Origin of the sequence: Rothia sp. HMSC069C03, assembly GCF_001811075.1 — a bacterium.
GTDB lineage: Bacteria > Actinomycetota > Actinomycetes > Actinomycetales > Micrococcaceae > Rothia > Rothia mucilaginosa.
This window is the reverse complement of the sequence record NZ_KZ627135.1, coordinates 290516-304601: the sequence shown is the minus strand read 5'-3', so window position 1 is coordinate 304601 and position 14086 is coordinate 290516. Positions and strand designations below refer to the sequence as shown.

Below are 14086 nucleotides of genomic sequence, written 5' to 3'. Positions count from 1 at the left end.
AGGACCTCAGCGCTGAGATAGTACCCAGTTCTCAGCGCTGAGATGTCAGCGTTGAGCCCTGCCCGTCGGTGCGGGCGCACGCGTTCCCTCGTGGAGGCGCCGGGCTGGGTTACCGCTGGTGACGAACCCGTTGCCCGTGCCGTGGAGGGGCGCGTGCGTTCCGCAACGCTTTTTAGGCTATCAGCTTTAACGGGCAAATACTAGGGTTAGAGTAACCATTAACTAAGGTTGAGCTATCTTTTAGATTTTGAGAGCTTTCCGCAAACGCTTTAGCCCGGAAATCTAGGAGGAAATCTGGGAACGGAAATCTAGGGGCCAGTAACCTAGACCGGCAAATCCACCCACTGCGTATCCCCCCAGGCCACGCTCACCGCGCCGGAACTCAAGCTCACCACCAGCTCCTCGGCACGCGCCAGCTCTTCTGGGCGGTCAAACACGCCCAGGGAAATCGTGGCACCCTCCGCACCGTACTCGGTACCTAGCACATTCAGACCGGCGGCACGGATCTCGTTCTCCAGGCGGCCAGCATCCGCATGCGAACTGAGCACCTGACCCACACGCAGACGCTCACGCGAATCGAATAGCGCACCATCCAGGGTCTGCACCACCGAATCAGTGTAGGCACGCACCAGACCGCCCGCACCAAGCTTAATGCCACCAAAATAGCGCACGACCACCGCAACCACATCCGACAGGTCGGTGGTACCGTCCTCGCGGGTCTGACGCGCCAGCAACGCCTGCATCATCGGCACACCGGCGGTACCGGCGGGCTCACCATCATCGGAGGAACGCTGAATATCGCGGTCAGCACCAATAATGAATGCCGAACACACGTGGCGGGCGTCGTGGTAGGTCTTGCGCACCGACTCAATGTAGGCGCGCGCCTCCTCAACGGTGCTCACGCGCTTGATGTGACCAATAAATTCGCTACGCTTAATTTCGAGGAGGCTCTCATAGGGCTCATCGCCGCGCGGCACAAGGTAGCGGTTGGCGCGAGTTTCTTCCTGCATGTGTCCTCCTCTAATCAGTACCTATCTATTGTGGCACAGCCCGTCAGGAGCACCGTCCATGTCCCAGCCTTCTTCCCCCGCCTCTAATACCCTGCGCCGTTACGCCCTCACCGGCGGTATCGGCAGCGGCAAGAGCACCATCGCCTCCCTCTTCGTTGAGCAGGGCGCGTTCCTGGTGGATGCGGACGCTATCTCCCGCTCCCTCATGGAGCCCGGTGAGGCGGTGCTCGCCCGCACGGTCGCGGAGTTCGGTGAGCATCTGCTCGATGAGGATGGCCGCCTCAACCGCCCCGCCCTGGCGCGTATCGTGTTCAATGATGAGCAGGCACGCCTGCGCCTGAACGCGATTGTGCATCCCGCTATTCGTGAGCGTGCCGCGCAACTGGTGGAGCAGGCGCAGGCCGAACCCGGGTTCATCAGCGTGGTGCTGGAGGATATTCCCCTGCTCGTGGAGACCGGCGACCCTTCCGCTTTTGAGGGCGTGGTCGTGGTGCGCACTCCCCTGGCGACTCGCCTGCAGCGCCTCGTATCTTCACGCGGCATGACTGAGGAGGATGCGCGCGCCCGCATCGCCGCGCAGGCAACCAACGAGCAGCGTGAGGCGGTCGCAACCTGGATTATCGATAACGGCGGCTCACTGGAGGAAACCGCCGAGCAGGTGCGCGCCGTCTGGGAGCAAATGGTCGCCGCCTAAAATCCTCCCCGGCAACATCGGGCACAGCAACACAGTGCACACGCCCCCCGGCTCCCAATACGCCTAGCTCCAAACCCAAACCCCCAATAACGCAAGGAACCCCTTCACCTCCCAAACGGGAGATGAGGGGTTCCTCTGCTCTAGGCACCCCGTATGGGGTTACCTATCGGCTATTACGCCTGATGAGTGCTCATCTGAGCGGCAGATTAGTTGCCGGTCAGCTTCTTGCGGAGCTCAGCCAGTGCCTCATCCGATGCGAGGGTACCTGCGGAAGCGGGCTCCTCGGAGGAGTAAGAGGTCGGTGCGGGCTCAGCTGCTGCGGGAGCTGCTGCTGCAGCCTCTGCGTCAGCCTCGAGAGCCTTAGCAACCTGAACCTTGTGAGCCTCGAAGCGAGCCTGTGCCTCTGCGTACTGTGCTTCCCAAGCCTCGCGCTGTGCATCGAAGCCTTCCAGCCACTCGTTAGCCTCGGGGTCGAAGCCCTCGGGGTACTTGTAGTTGCCAGCATCATCGTACTCTGCTGCCATGCCGTACAGAGCGGGGTCAAACTCGGTAGCGTTGGGGTCAACGCCCTCGTTTGCCTGCTTGAGGGACAGGGAGATGCGGCGGCGGTCCATGTCGATGTCGATGATCTTAACGAAGACCTCTTCACCAACGGAGACGACCTGCTCAGCCAGGTCAACGTGGCGGGTTGCCAGCTCGGAGATGTGGACGAGGCCCTCGATGCCGTCCTCAACGCGCACGAATGCACCGAAGGGAACGAGCTTGGTGACCTTGCCGGGAACAATCTGACCCAGAGCGTGGGTGCGAGCAAATGCCTGCCACGGATCTTCCTGGGTTGCCTTGAGGGACAGGGACACGCGCTCGCGGTCCAGGTCCACCTCGAGAACCTCGACGGTAACGGGCTGGCCAACCTCGACAACCTCGGACGGGTGGTCGATGTGCTTCCAGGACAGCTCGGAAACGTGAACCAGACCGTCCACGCCACCCAGGTCCACGAATGCACCGAAGTTGACGATGGAGGAGACAACGCCCTCGCGGACCTGACCCTTCTCCAGCTCGTTGAGGAAGGAGGAGCGAACAGCGGACTGAGTCTCTTCCAGGTATGCACGGCGGGACAGAACAACGTTGTTGCGGTTCTTGTCCAGCTCGATGATCTTAGCTTCGATCTGCTGACCGATGTAGGGAGCGAGGTCGCGGACGCGGCGCATCTCAACGAGGGATGCGGGCAGGAAGCCACGCAGACCGATGTCGAGGATAAGGCCACCCTTGACAACCTCGATAACGGTACCGGTAACGACGCCGTCGTTTTCCTTGACCTTCTCGATGTCGCCCCATGCACGCTCGTACTGTGCGCGCTTCTTGGAGAGAATCAGGCGACCTTCCTTGTCCTCCTTGGTGAGGACGAGTGCCTCAACCTCGGAGCCAAGCTCGACAACCTCAGAGGGGTCGATGTCGTGCTTGATGGACAGCTCGCGGGAGGGGATGACGCCTTCGGTCTTGTAACCGATGTCGAGCAGAACCTCATCGTGGTCGATCTTAACGACCTGGCCGGAGACGAGATCGCCGTCGTTGAAGACCTTAATGGTCTGCTCGACAGCCTCGAGGAATGCCTGCTCGTCGCCGATGTCGTTGATTGCGACCTGAGGGATGTTGGTGCTCATGTAGTGAGGGCTCCAATTGGATTTCTAATAGGTCGACGCTGCCGGTTCGCCGCTCAACACCCCCGGGTGGAGGCGCCGACCGGCTCACTTTTTCACCCCGGCGCGCACGGCATAGGGCCGCTAACGCCTTTGAACGAGGTGAGGAAACGTCGAGCTGACGGATACTTACAATGTGTACCGCCCACCGGAAGCAGATGCTTTTAGCAGGGTGTGCGAGCGGTCTGTGCCCGTTTTCTCCCCGTTTTCTTAAGGAGAAAAAGAGCATAGAAAACCCGTACGTTGGTACACGCGATTAATAGTGTACGGGAATCCCGGGCGTGTCGTCAATGGTTACGCGCCCGGGATTCCCGTACTTATTTGCGGTTTTGGAGTTGTGGTTCGCGGAGGGGTTTGCGGAGGGTCGATGCTCGTCCTCGTTCCTACAGGGGCACCCGCCCTCGCTTCGCTTCGGGCACCCTGATGTCACTACGGACGACACCGCCCCTCCACGCGACGCGCCAAGCTTAGCCGGAGCGCAGGGTAGCTATACCCTCCGGAAGCGACATCAGGGTACCCTCTCGGGTGCTCTCCGCAGCGAAGCAAGGAGAGAGCGGAGCGCCCGAGAGGGTGGGTTCCCCTGCAGGAGCGGAGGAAGGGTATAGCGCACCCACCCCCTACCTGTAGGAACGAGGACGAATACCGCTTTCCGTGCGGAAGCCAATAAAGGTAGTGAGCCTAGTGGCCTGCCTCCTGCCAGGACTTACCCCAGCCGACCTGCACATCCAGAGGAACACGCAGGGATGCGGCACCGCTCATCTCCTCGACCAGCACGCGTTCGGCGGCTTCACGCTCACCGGTGGCGACTTCGAGGATGATTTCGTCGTGCACCTGCAGCAGCATGCGGGTCTTCAGGCCCTCTTCGCGCAGGCGGCGGTGAATGTTGATCATAGCGATCTTGATGATGTCCGCGGCGGTGCCCTGAATCGGGGCGTTGAGGGCGGCGCGTTCGGCGGCTTCACGGCGTACACGGTTGGGCGAGTCCAGGTCGGGCAGCACGCGGCGGCGGCCGAAAATGGTTTCGGTGTAGCCGTCCTGGTGTGCCTGCTTGAGCACGCCGCGCAGGAATCGTCCCACGCGTCCGAAGCGTTTGAAGTAGTTGGTGCGCAGTTCGCCTGCTTCGTCAGAGCTGATGTTCAGCTGCTTGGCGAGGCCGAAGCGGGACAGACCGTATGCCAGACCGTAGGACATTGCCTTGACCTTGGAGCGCTGCTCGGGGGTGACTTCTTCGGGGGCTACGCCGAAGACTTCGGAGCCGACGTAACGGTGCAGGTCCTCCCCCGCTTCGTAGGCTGCGATGAGCTTCTCGTCGGCAGCGAGGTGCACCATAATGCGCATTTCGATCTGCGAGTAGTCGGCGGTGAGCAGGCCCTCGTACTCCACACCGTCGACGGGTGCGGGCGCGACGATGAAGGCGCCACGGATGCGGCGGCCTTCTTCGGTGCGGATTGGGATGTTCTGCAGGTTCGGTGCGGTTGAGGAGAGTCGACCGGTGGAGGCGGCACCCTGCTGGAAGGTGGTGTGAACGCGTCCGTCGTCGGCGGCTGCTTTCTGCAGGCCTTCGACGGTCTGTACGAGTTTGATGTTGTCGCGGTAGGCGGCGAGCGCACCGAGGAATGCGGCGCCGTCGGACTCCGGGGAGATTTTGGTGAGCAGTTCGGTGACGGATTCGGCGTCGGTGGAGTAGCCGGACTTGATTTTGCGGGTGTGAGGCAGGGCGAGCTTGTCGAAGAGCACGGTCTGCAGCTGTTTGACGGAGGCGAGGTTGAGGGGTTCTTCGCCGTCGTCGGTTTGGACGGTGTCGCCGATGATGGTGCGTGCGGCGTCCTGCGCCCGGGCTGCGCGCGCGGAGAAGGTGTCGTGCAGTTCGGCCAGGAGCGCGTCGGAGACGGCGATACCTGCCTGCTCCATGTCTGCGAGGACGTAGAGTAGCGGCAGTTCGATTTCTTCGTATACCTTCAGCTGGCCGTGTTCTTCCATTTCGTAGTGCAGCAGGCGTGCGAGTTCGTGGATGATGCGGCTGATTTGCGTGAAGTAGCGCAGGTTGTCGACGGGTTCGGCTTCGCCGGGCATGCTGAAGAGGGAGGGCTCTGCCTCATCTTCTTCGGGCTGGAAGACGAGCTGCGCGTAGGGGTCCTTGGGGATCCAGAGGTAGCGTTCGGCGAGGTCTTCCATGCGTTCGGAGAAGAGCTTGCGGGTTGCGGTGGGGATGAAGCCGCACATGTAGGAGGACAGGGCGGGGTCTTCGACGGCGCCGGCGAGTTCGTAGCCGTAGGCGCGCAGGAGTTTGCGCTGAACCTTGAGGTCCATGACGATTTTGCGGGCGGCTTCGTCGGAGAGCCAGGCGGCGAGGGCGGCGTCGAGTTCCGGGTCGATGGTGCGGGTGTCGATCCAGAGGCTGGTGTTCTTGCTGGTGAGGAGCACGCCGAGCAGTTCGGGGTTTTCTTCAGCGGCGCGGATCTTGGTTTTGGTGACCTTGACGGCAGGTGCGTCGCCGATGGCGGGGCGCGCTACGGGCAGGTTGGTGACCGGGTAGAGGGTCACGGCACCTTCGAGTCGTTCGGGTACGGCGATGGGCGCGCCCTGTTCGTCGTTGCCGTAGTTTTCTTCGGCTGCGGCGGCGCAGAAGGCGCGGAATGCTGCTGCGTCTGCGTTTTTGGTGGGTGCGCTGGTGGCAATGGGTGCGTAGACGGGGCCGGTGGGTGCCTTCTTGGTGGCGCCCTCCTCCCCTGCTTCTGCGGTGGAGCTTGCAGAGCCTGCGGTTCCGGCGGCGCGCACGATGGGGCCGAGGGTGTCGGAGGCACGCTTGCGGATGGTGCGGAACTCTACTTCGTTGAAGAAGGTGTTGAGTGCATCCAGGTCGGGGGTGAATGCGGTGTCTTCGAGGGTGATGCCCAGGTCGAGGTCGTTGACGAGCTGGTTGAGGCGGCGGTTACGCACCACGTTATCCACGTTCTCACGCAACGCCTCGCCCTTCTTGCCGCCAATCTTGTCGCGGTTGTCGAGCACGCCCTGCAGGGATCCGTACTCGCCGAGCCACTTGGCGGCGAAGCCGGGACCCACACCGGGTACGCCGGGCAGGTTGTCCGCCTGTTCGCCGGTGAGGGCGGCGAGGTCCGGGTACATGTGCGGGGGTACCTTGGTTTTCTTTTCGACGGCGGCGGGGTCCATGCGCTGAATACCCTTGGAGGGGCCGGTGGTGACCGGGTAGAGCAGGGTGACGTCGTCGGTGACGAGCTGGAAGATGTCGCGGTCACCGGAGAGGATGAGGACCTTGTAGCCGGCTTCAGTGCCGCGGCGGGTGAGGGTTGCGACAATGTCGTCGGCTTCGTAGTTTTCGTAGGTGAGCGCGGGGATGTTGAGTGCGCCGAGCATCTTTTTGATGAGGTCGATCTGGCCGCTGAAGGCTTCGGGGATGGCGTTGCGGCCGCCCTTGTATTCGCCGTATTCGGCGGTGCGGAAGGTGCCGCCGGGCAGGTCGAAGGCTACGGCGATGTGGCTGGGCTGGTTATCTTTGATGATGCTCAGCAGGGTGGAGAGGAAGGCGTGGACGGCTTCGGTGTGCTGGCCGTCGCTGCGCACGAAGATGTGCTGTCCGGTCTTTTCGGCCATGGTGTAGATGCCGAAGAAGGAGCGTAGGGCGAGGGAGTGTCCGTCAATGAGCAGGAGGGTTTTGTTCTCAGTAGTCACTCCTCTAGTGTATCGAGTCTGAGTTTTCTCGGTGGTTGCGCTTCGTGACAGAGGGTTTCGTGACGGGTGGTTTTGTGATGGCTGGTCAGCCCTGTGGGGAGGCGCCTGCACCGTATTGGGTGCCGGTGCTGTGCCATATAGCGGAATAACGGGGTGTATGGAAAGAGTTTTACCTCATATATAGGTGCCTGTGGGGTGCGTTTGGTGGGTTTTCCTCCCAAAGATTGTGCCCTAAGCCACTATGTGAGGTGGATAATAATACAGTTTCCAGATAATATATAACCTTATTATCGCCTCCAGCGTAGGAAACCCCCACACCCCGTGTATTCATAGGCAGAACTCTACCCAGAATTCACCGGCAGGATCCACCGGACAGTGAGGGCACATCCCGCGCTTAACACACAACGAACCCTCATTTAGGAAACTATGAAGGCACTCAAAAAACTTCCCCTCCTCGCGTGGATTATCATCGCGATCGCATCGGGTGTGCTCATTGGCATGCTGACCCCCGGAATGATTAGCGGCATCAATGACGCAACCGGCGCAGCCATCCCCACCGATTTCATTGTGCAGCTCTTCGTCTCCTTCTCCACCGTGTTCAGTGCCTTCCTGAGCTTCGCGATTCCGCTGATTATTATCGGCTTCATCGTGCCCGGCATTGGTTCCCTCGCGCAGGGTGCAGGCAAGATGCTCGGCATCACCGTGGGTCTGGCGTACATCTCCAGCATCCTTGCTGGCTTCCTGGCACTGACCTGCGCACTACTGCTCTACCCCATCATCCTGAAGGGTCAGCAGCTCGCCTCCTTCGATAACCCCGAGAACGCACTGTCCAAGGGCTACATCTCCTTCGAGCTGACCCCGATTATGGGCGTGCTGAGCGCACTGATTCTCTCCTTCATCCTGGGCCTGGGCATTACTGCCCTGAAGACCCGTGCGATGCTGAACCTCTTCGAGGACTTCCAGGTCATCGTTGAGAAGATGCTCGGCTACGTGATTATCCCCCTGCTGCCGGTGCACATTGTGGGCGTGTTCGCAAACATGACCCTCGCCGGTCAGGTGGCGAAGATCCTCTCCGTCTTCGGTCTTGTGTTCGTCATGGTGATTATTCTGCATTGGGTCACCCTGGCGTTGCAGTACTCGGTGGCTGGCGCGATTTCTCGCCGCAACCCCATCCAGATGCTCAAGACCATGCTCCCGGCATACTTCACCGCAATCGGTACCCAGTCTTCGGCTGCGACCATCCCGGTGACCGTGCGTTCGGCGAAGAAGGCTGGCATCTCCCCCCGCGTGGTGGACTTCGCGATTCCGCTGTGCGCGACCATTCACCTCTCCGGCTCCATGATTACCATTACCTCCTGCTCGGTGGCAGTGCTGTTCATGACCGGTCAGCACCCCGACTTCGGTAGCCTGATCCCCATGATTCTGGTGCTCGGCGTGATGATGGTTGCCGCTCCCGGCGTTCCCGGCGGTGGCGTGATGACTGCAATCGGTCTGCTACAGTCCATGCTTGGTTTCGATGCCTCCATGATTGCCCTGATGATTGCCCTGTACCTGGCTCAGGACTCCTTCGGCACCGCAACCAACGTGACCGGTGACGCGACCATCGCAGCCCTGACCGAGCGTATCTCCAAGGCAAGCGGCGTGAACCCCGATAAGGAAATCCGCGACGAGGACATCGAAAAGGCAGAAGCTATTTCCGCCTAATCCTCTCCGCTTCCATAGCGTTTTTCAGCCCCGCCTCCTGAGTTCAGGAGGCGGGGCTGACCCGTACCCGGAAGCACTCGCGAAAAGCTATCCCGCCAAAAGCAACAAAAACCGAGGAGTACACTGGAAGTCATGACTGAAAACAACACACACCACGCACCCGTCCGCGCGGCAGCGCCCACCACCCTCACCGCAGAAGAAATCAAGGCGCAGCTGACCGAGAGCGGCATCCCCGAGCACCTGCATTCCTACTTCCCCCGCGGTCTGGGTGAGCTCATCCCCGCCATGGGCATTAAGTTCCAGGAACTCACCGCAGAACGCACCGTCGCGACCATGCCCGTCGCCGGTAACACCCAGCCCATCGGCCTGCTGCACGGCGGCGCCAACGTGGTCCTCGCCGAGACCCTCGGCTCCCTCTCCGCAGGCGTGCACGGCGGCGAAAACCTCGTAGCAGTCGGCGTGGACATCAACGCAACCCACGTGCGCCCAGCAGTCTCCGGCGTGGTCACCGCAACCTGCACCGCCGTCAAACTCGGACGCACCCTGTGCATCCACACCATCGACATTGTGGATGAGCGCGGCCGTACCACCTGCACCGCGCGCATCACCAACATGCTGATCCCCCGCCCCACCGCCTAAACTCCCACCGCCTAACGTCCTACAACTTCAGCAAGTAGCCTAAAATCGTAGAAGCACGGGGTACACGGCACCCCGCCAACACCCACCAGAAGGTACGACCAGAAGGAGCACCATGGCCCGCGAGCGCACCCCCTATTTCAAGCGTTACCCGAAGATTGTGCGCGCCAAGCGCATTGTCCTGCCCATCGCAATCGGCGTGATGCTGGTGTGCCTGGTCACCGCGATTAACAACCCCGGCACCTTCTGGTGGCTGGGTGTGATGCTCGGTACCGGCGGAATGCTCTGGGCTGGCTCCCCGACGGACCGCCCCATTAGCGGCCCGAACAATAACGACGACGATTTGAACCGCTACCTGCGCTAAGCCCGTCTGACGCTGCACCTCTTGCAGCGTTGGGTTGCCTGCAGTACCGGCGTAGAAACGCTCCGACTGCCCCGGCAGGGTGCGAGCTTCAGAAGTTAAACGTTAACGCCCCGTCCCTCAGCTTCATTGTGAGGGATGGGGCGTTAGTGTGTCATGAAAAGGTGCTGGTCAGATTCTGACCAGTTGAAGGCGCATACGAGCGAATCCTAGTCTTCGCCGTAGCGTACGTTCGCACCTATACCGATATGTACTATGTACGTCTCGTATTTAGGAGAGCTGCTTGATGATGGTGTCGGAAACTTCGCGCATGGACAGGCGACGGTCCATGGAGGTCTTCTGAATCCAACGGAAGGCTTCCGGCTCGGTCAGGTTCATCTTGGTAATGAGCAGCGACTTTGCGCGGTCAACCAGCTTGCGGGTCTCGAACTGGTCGCGGATGGTACCAACTTCCTTCTCGAGGGCGCGAATCTGCTCGTAGCGGCTGATTGCCACCTCGATTGCGGGAACCAGGTCGTTCGGGGAGAACGGCTTGACGACATACGCCATAGCGCCTGCCTCAACGGCACGGTCAACGAGTTCCTTCTGGCTGAAGGCGGTCAGCAGAACGACGGGAGCAATATGCTCCTTCGCGATTTCTTCAGCTGCGGTGATGCCGTCCATAATCGGCATCTTCACATCCATGAGGACGAGGTCGGGGCGGTGCTTCTGCGCTAGCTCGACGGCGGTCTTGCCGTTATCGGTTTCTGCAACAACATCGAAACCCTGGTCCTTCAGAATTTCAACGATGTCGAGGCGAATCAGTGCTTCGTCTTCTGCTACGACAACAGTGCGGGACGGGGCCTGCTCCTCCGCCTGGTTTTGAGTGGTCAGCTCTGACATTACTCTTCTCCTTTATCAAATTTGAATCACTTAAAGTCTACAGGAGGGAATAAATGTTCATCTACTTTCTCGCCTTGTCCCCCGCGTGTTATATGCGTCCTATGTGCAGGTGGGGGGAGTTTTCTTTCGTCATTTTGGAGCCACCACGCGGATTTTACACCTTAATGCATGTTTTTGTTCTATACTACTCATAACTATGAAAACAAAACCGCACAACATAGAGGTCACGCGGTGAAATTCACACCTAAAACATAGACCCGAAAATGACTCTGACATGCACTAACACGTCATCGGGTTAGATAAAAACGTAATAAACAAAATATTTATACCGAAACTCCATCACCTGCCAAAGAAGGCCGATACACTGGAATGGATTATTCTCCTCGACTTCTCCGGCACTCGCATTTGACCGACCATACTCGATACCCGGAGGGGATTCATGTCAATCACCCGTCAAGCACGCACCCTGTACTCAGACTTCGTTGAGTACAAGGAACTCGACCGCAAACCGCTGACTTCCATTCACCCCGGAATTCTCGTCGCCTTCGACTCCACCGCGCTTGCAAGCCTCTACAACTACCCAACCCACATTAGCGACGAAATCCTCCGCGCCTACTCGCAGCTCCGCGGACACGCCTTCCTCCCCCACCAGGCACTCAAAGAATTCTGGGCAGCACTCGACGGCGCCTCCCCCGTACCCGCCGCCGCAGACCGCGTCCGCTCAGCACTCGCATCCTTCAAAGAAACCCTGCCCGAAGAACGCAACTCCCCCTGGAGCGCACTGCGTTCAGTCACGCACCAGCTGGACCACTCCATCGCGCAGATTATGAGGATCCTCGAACCCACCACCGACACCGGATCCATCAACGTGGCACGCCGCGAAGACGACACGATTCTGCCGCGACTGAACCGCATCTTCACCGGACACGTGGGTGCAGCACCCAGCCCCGAACGCCACGAACAGCAGTGCCGCGAAGCCCTCGCACAGGGCCACCCGCTGCTCGCTAACGCCAGCTTTGACGCCGACTTCGCGCTCTGGAACCAGTGCGTTACCGAAGCAACCACCCGCGTGAAGGGCACCGACTGCGTCTTCGTCACCGGCGGTGTGCGCGACACCTGGCTGCGCAACGGTCAGCAGGTACGCGCCGCATCGGGCGGCGAACCCGTGCGCCAGCTTGCAAACCGTCAGCTGTTGCGTGAATACGCTAAGGCAACCGGAGGCGGCGTGTTCCGCATCTACACCGTTGAGGAGATCCTGCACCTCGCCTCCAACCAGTACGGCGTGGCCGTCAGCGACGCGACCTATAGCGCGATTCGCGCGGAACAGCCCGTAGCTGTGTAGGCAAGCAGTGTAGGCGCCCACCCGTACCACCTTTAACAGCGAGAAGCCGCCAAAACGTGGCTTCTCGAAACACATGTGGCTTTTCAGCGTCTGCGGGTAGAGCGCCTACAGATTCAAAGTATCCATAAGGCGTGAAAACCTACTTCTCGCGGCTGGCGCGGTACAGCTCCGCGGCATGTTGCTCCAAAGACTCGTCATCACCCAGAAGCAGATAGCACAGGTACAGGGTGAAAGCGGCGCGGCGGTCGTCAGCGTGCCCCTCCGCGTCATCACCCTCAGGGGCGCTAAAAGCGATAACCTTGTGCGCCTGCGGCAGGGCGGCAATCAGGTGCGCGGCAACCTCGTAGCCCTCCCGATTAGCGGGCAAAATGAAGTTGCTCGGCTCCTGGTTCTCGTCAGCAGTACCGGCTTCCGCTCGAGCGGCGGAAAAGTTAGCTTTGAGGACGTCCTCAACACGGCTCATCAGCTCATCATCGGGCAGCGCGCGGTCTGCATCTGCCAGCGACACGTGGATGCCGTTCAGGGTCTCGTAGGGGTGCTCACCCGCATAGTATCCGGCGGCGAGCGCGTAACCGGTCAGCAGCTGCGCCTCGGTGGCGGTGAAGGTGCCGCGCGCCTCACGCAGGGCGGGCAGCAGAAGCTCGGTCAGGAGGGGGTGCAGGGACTCGGGGGCGTTTGCGATAGCCTCCTGCAGGTACTCTTCCGCTTCCGCGGTGGGCTCAGAGTTGAGCAGGGTCAGGAAATCCTCATCGGCGCCTTCACCGTAGCGTGCCAGGAGCACGAGGGTTGCAATGAGCGCGAGAAGTTCGCGGTAGTTGCCCGAACGGTCAGCGCCGAAAGTGTCAGCAACAACGCGTGCCAGCATGCGTGCGGCAATATTCTCGAGGACAAACTCGTCGTAGGCGTTGCTGCCGGGCCAGTTCGCGGGATCGGGCAGGTAGGTGTCGTCCAGGTACCGCAGCACGGGATCGAGGGGCACGGGAGCATCCGCAGCGAGGTCAGGGTAGCACTGCTCAATCCAGCTGTTCACGGTCGCCTCATCAGCGATGCCGCTAGCCTCAGCAAGCTGGGTACGCGAAAGGCTGTACGGCGCAACGAGCTGGGCGAGGTCGTCGCACGCGCCATTGGAGCGGTAGGTGGGCCGGTAGTTGGGGTCAGGAAGAGTTCCAGGGAGGGTGGCTGCCATGGTGGCTCCTTCGCTGAGGTTCGGGGTGAACTGGGTTGTATGGTGTGCGATGCGCGGGCCCGTTTGAGGGGCTAGCACATCTTCTAATTTCAGAATATCCCAGAGCCCCGCATCGTGTGCTGCCCGTCGTCATTACCCTTGTATTGACCGCGAAAAGCCACATGTGTTTCGAGAAGCAACATGTTTGGTGGCTTTTCGAAACACATGTGGCTTCTGGAGACTGCTAAGAAGCGCCCGCTCGCAGGAATTCAAAGAATATATTCCCTCTCTCTCCCCCCCCCCGCCCCTAGTTCGACAATTTTTCGCTTACCCCGGGGTAAACCAAAAATCTCAGCACCCCTAAACCCTCACCCTATCATGGAGGTACAAAGTCACTGCACGGCCACCAACCCATCTGCCCCGGTGCAGACCCAAACGGGCCGGGGCAGCAACAACCAAAGGAGCACATTATGAGCCCCACCTTGACTCAGCGCATCCGCGCATTCATCAACCCGCCGGCGGAAGCTGCCTCCCCCGATACGCTCCCCCATGATTGAGCTACCGAGAATTACGAGGAGGCAAACCAGCACGAATTTAATGGCTACACCTTCATCTCCCTGCCGATGTACAACGCAGGCGTGAAGCTCAGCCGCCAGGTCCTCGCACTTCAGGTGGCCTGCAGTATGCACTGGGGCACCGACCACGAGGATGTTCAGATCTACGACCCCGAGTCGAAGAAGCTGATTGCCGAGAGCCTCGTAGACCTCACCGAGTTCGGGAAGCAGAACGGCTGGTTCCACGCCGGTTACGGTGGCCGCTACAACATCAACTGGAGTGCTGTTAAGGGGTCGCTCAAGACGGCGAGCTTCCCGCTGAAGGCCGAGTAACGCCTCCCCCCCCCCCGC

11 protein-coding genes are annotated in these 14086 nt (G+C 60.5%); 6 read left to right on the top strand and 5 right to left on the bottom strand.

The window, feature by feature from the left end:
* Positions 1-323 precede the first annotated feature (323 nt).
* A complete protein-coding gene (locus HMPREF2779_RS03330) occupies positions 324-1010 on the bottom strand; it encodes an IMPACT family protein (RefSeq protein ID WP_105360825.1) in 687 nt (228 codons plus the stop codon).
* A 58-nt stretch (positions 1011-1068) separates the two neighbouring features.
* Here HMPREF2779_RS03330 and coaE point away from each other — a divergent pair, with 58 nt between their 5' ends.
* Complete coding sequence (gene coaE, locus HMPREF2779_RS03325) at positions 1069-1704, top strand: dephospho-CoA kinase (protein ID WP_105360824.1); 636 nt, start codon at positions 1069-1071, stop codon at positions 1702-1704.
* 206 nt (positions 1705-1910) lie between these two features.
* On the opposite strand, the gene rpsA is transcribed toward coaE, so the two are convergent.
* Both rpsA and polA read right to left on the bottom strand, forming a co-directional pair.
* Positions 1911-3365, bottom strand: a complete 1455-nt coding sequence (gene rpsA / locus HMPREF2779_RS03320) for a 30S ribosomal protein S1 (protein ID WP_105360823.1) — start codon at positions 3363-3365, stop codon at positions 1911-1913.
* Positions 3366-4079: 714 nt separating this feature from the next.
* Positions 4080-7091: a DNA polymerase I gene (gene polA, locus HMPREF2779_RS03315; RefSeq protein WP_105360822.1), complete on the bottom strand. Its 3012-nt coding sequence runs from the start codon at positions 7089-7091 to the stop codon at positions 4080-4082.
* A gap of 426 nt (positions 7092-7517) precedes the next feature.
* Here polA and HMPREF2779_RS03310 point away from each other — a divergent pair, with 426 nt between their 5' ends.
* The 3 genes from HMPREF2779_RS03310 to HMPREF2779_RS03300 all read left to right on the top strand — a co-directional run bounded on the left by HMPREF2779_RS03310 (position 7518) and on the right by HMPREF2779_RS03300 (position 9795).
* On the top strand, positions 7518-8795 hold the full coding sequence (locus HMPREF2779_RS03310; protein ID WP_070686921.1) for a dicarboxylate/amino acid:cation symporter: 1278 nt from the start codon (positions 7518-7520) through the stop codon (positions 8793-8795).
* Between the two features lie 132 nt (positions 8796-8927).
* Complete coding sequence (locus tag HMPREF2779_RS03305) at positions 8928-9434, top strand: PaaI family thioesterase (RefSeq protein WP_070686923.1); 507 nt, start codon at positions 8928-8930, stop codon at positions 9432-9434.
* 112 nt (positions 9435-9546) lie between these two features.
* Positions 9547-9795, top strand: coding sequence for a hypothetical protein (locus HMPREF2779_RS03300; protein WP_070686925.1), 249 nt, complete (start codon positions 9547-9549; stop codon positions 9793-9795).
* Between the two features lie 267 nt (positions 9796-10062).
* Here the strand turns inward: HMPREF2779_RS03300 and HMPREF2779_RS03295 are convergent, their stop codons facing one another.
* Positions 10063-10674 carry an ANTAR domain-containing response regulator gene (locus HMPREF2779_RS03295; RefSeq protein ID WP_070686927.1) on the bottom strand — a complete coding sequence of 204 codons (612 nt, stop codon included), beginning with the start codon at positions 10672-10674 and terminating at the stop codon, positions 10063-10065.
* Between the two features lie 439 nt (positions 10675-11113).
* Between HMPREF2779_RS03295 and HMPREF2779_RS03290 the strand changes: the two genes are divergently transcribed.
* A complete protein-coding gene (locus tag HMPREF2779_RS03290) occupies positions 11114-12016 on the top strand; it encodes a PIN-like domain-containing protein (RefSeq protein ID WP_070686929.1) in 903 nt (300 codons plus the stop codon).
* Between the two features lie 139 nt (positions 12017-12155).
* Here HMPREF2779_RS03290 and HMPREF2779_RS03285 read toward each other — a convergent pair whose 3' ends face one another.
* Positions 12156-13202, bottom strand: a complete 1047-nt coding sequence (locus HMPREF2779_RS03285) for a glycosyltransferase (protein ID WP_105360821.1) — start codon at positions 13200-13202, stop codon at positions 12156-12158.
* Between the two features lie 662 nt (positions 13203-13864).
* Here HMPREF2779_RS03285 and HMPREF2779_RS03280 point away from each other — a divergent pair.
* Complete coding sequence (locus tag HMPREF2779_RS03280) at positions 13865-14068, top strand: hypothetical protein (protein WP_168165231.1); 204 nt, start codon at positions 13865-13867, stop codon at positions 14066-14068.
* Positions 14069-14086: the final 18 nt, after the last annotated feature.

Coding starts and splice junctions, on each gene's coding strand:
- HMPREF2779_RS03285 (WP_105360821.1), bottom strand. CDS start 13,202: ATGGCAGCCACCCTCCCTGGAACTCTTCCTGACCCCAACTACCGGCCC.
- HMPREF2779_RS03310 (WP_070686921.1), top strand. CDS start 7,518: ATGAAGGCACTCAAAAAACTTCCCCTCCTCGCGTGGATTATCATCGCG.
- HMPREF2779_RS03280 (WP_168165231.1), top strand. CDS start 13,865: ATGCACTGGGGCACCGACCACGAGGATGTTCAGATCTACGACCCCGAG.
- HMPREF2779_RS03290 (WP_070686929.1), top strand. CDS start 11,114: ATGTCAATCACCCGTCAAGCACGCACCCTGTACTCAGACTTCGTTGAG.
- HMPREF2779_RS03305 (WP_070686923.1), top strand. CDS start 8,928: ATGACTGAAAACAACACACACCACGCACCCGTCCGCGCGGCAGCGCCC.
- HMPREF2779_RS03330 (WP_105360825.1), bottom strand. CDS start 1,010: ATGCAGGAAGAAACTCGCGCCAACCGCTACCTTGTGCCGCGCGGCGAT.
- HMPREF2779_RS03300 (WP_070686925.1), top strand. CDS start 9,547: ATGGCCCGCGAGCGCACCCCCTATTTCAAGCGTTACCCGAAGATTGTG.
- HMPREF2779_RS03295 (WP_070686927.1), bottom strand. CDS start 10,674: ATGTCAGAGCTGACCACTCAAAACCAGGCGGAGGAGCAGGCCCCGTCC.
- coaE (WP_105360824.1), top strand. CDS start 1,069: ATGTCCCAGCCTTCTTCCCCCGCCTCTAATACCCTGCGCCGTTACGCC.
- rpsA (WP_105360823.1), bottom strand. CDS start 3,365: ATGAGCACCAACATCCCTCAGGTCGCAATCAACGACATCGGCGACGAG.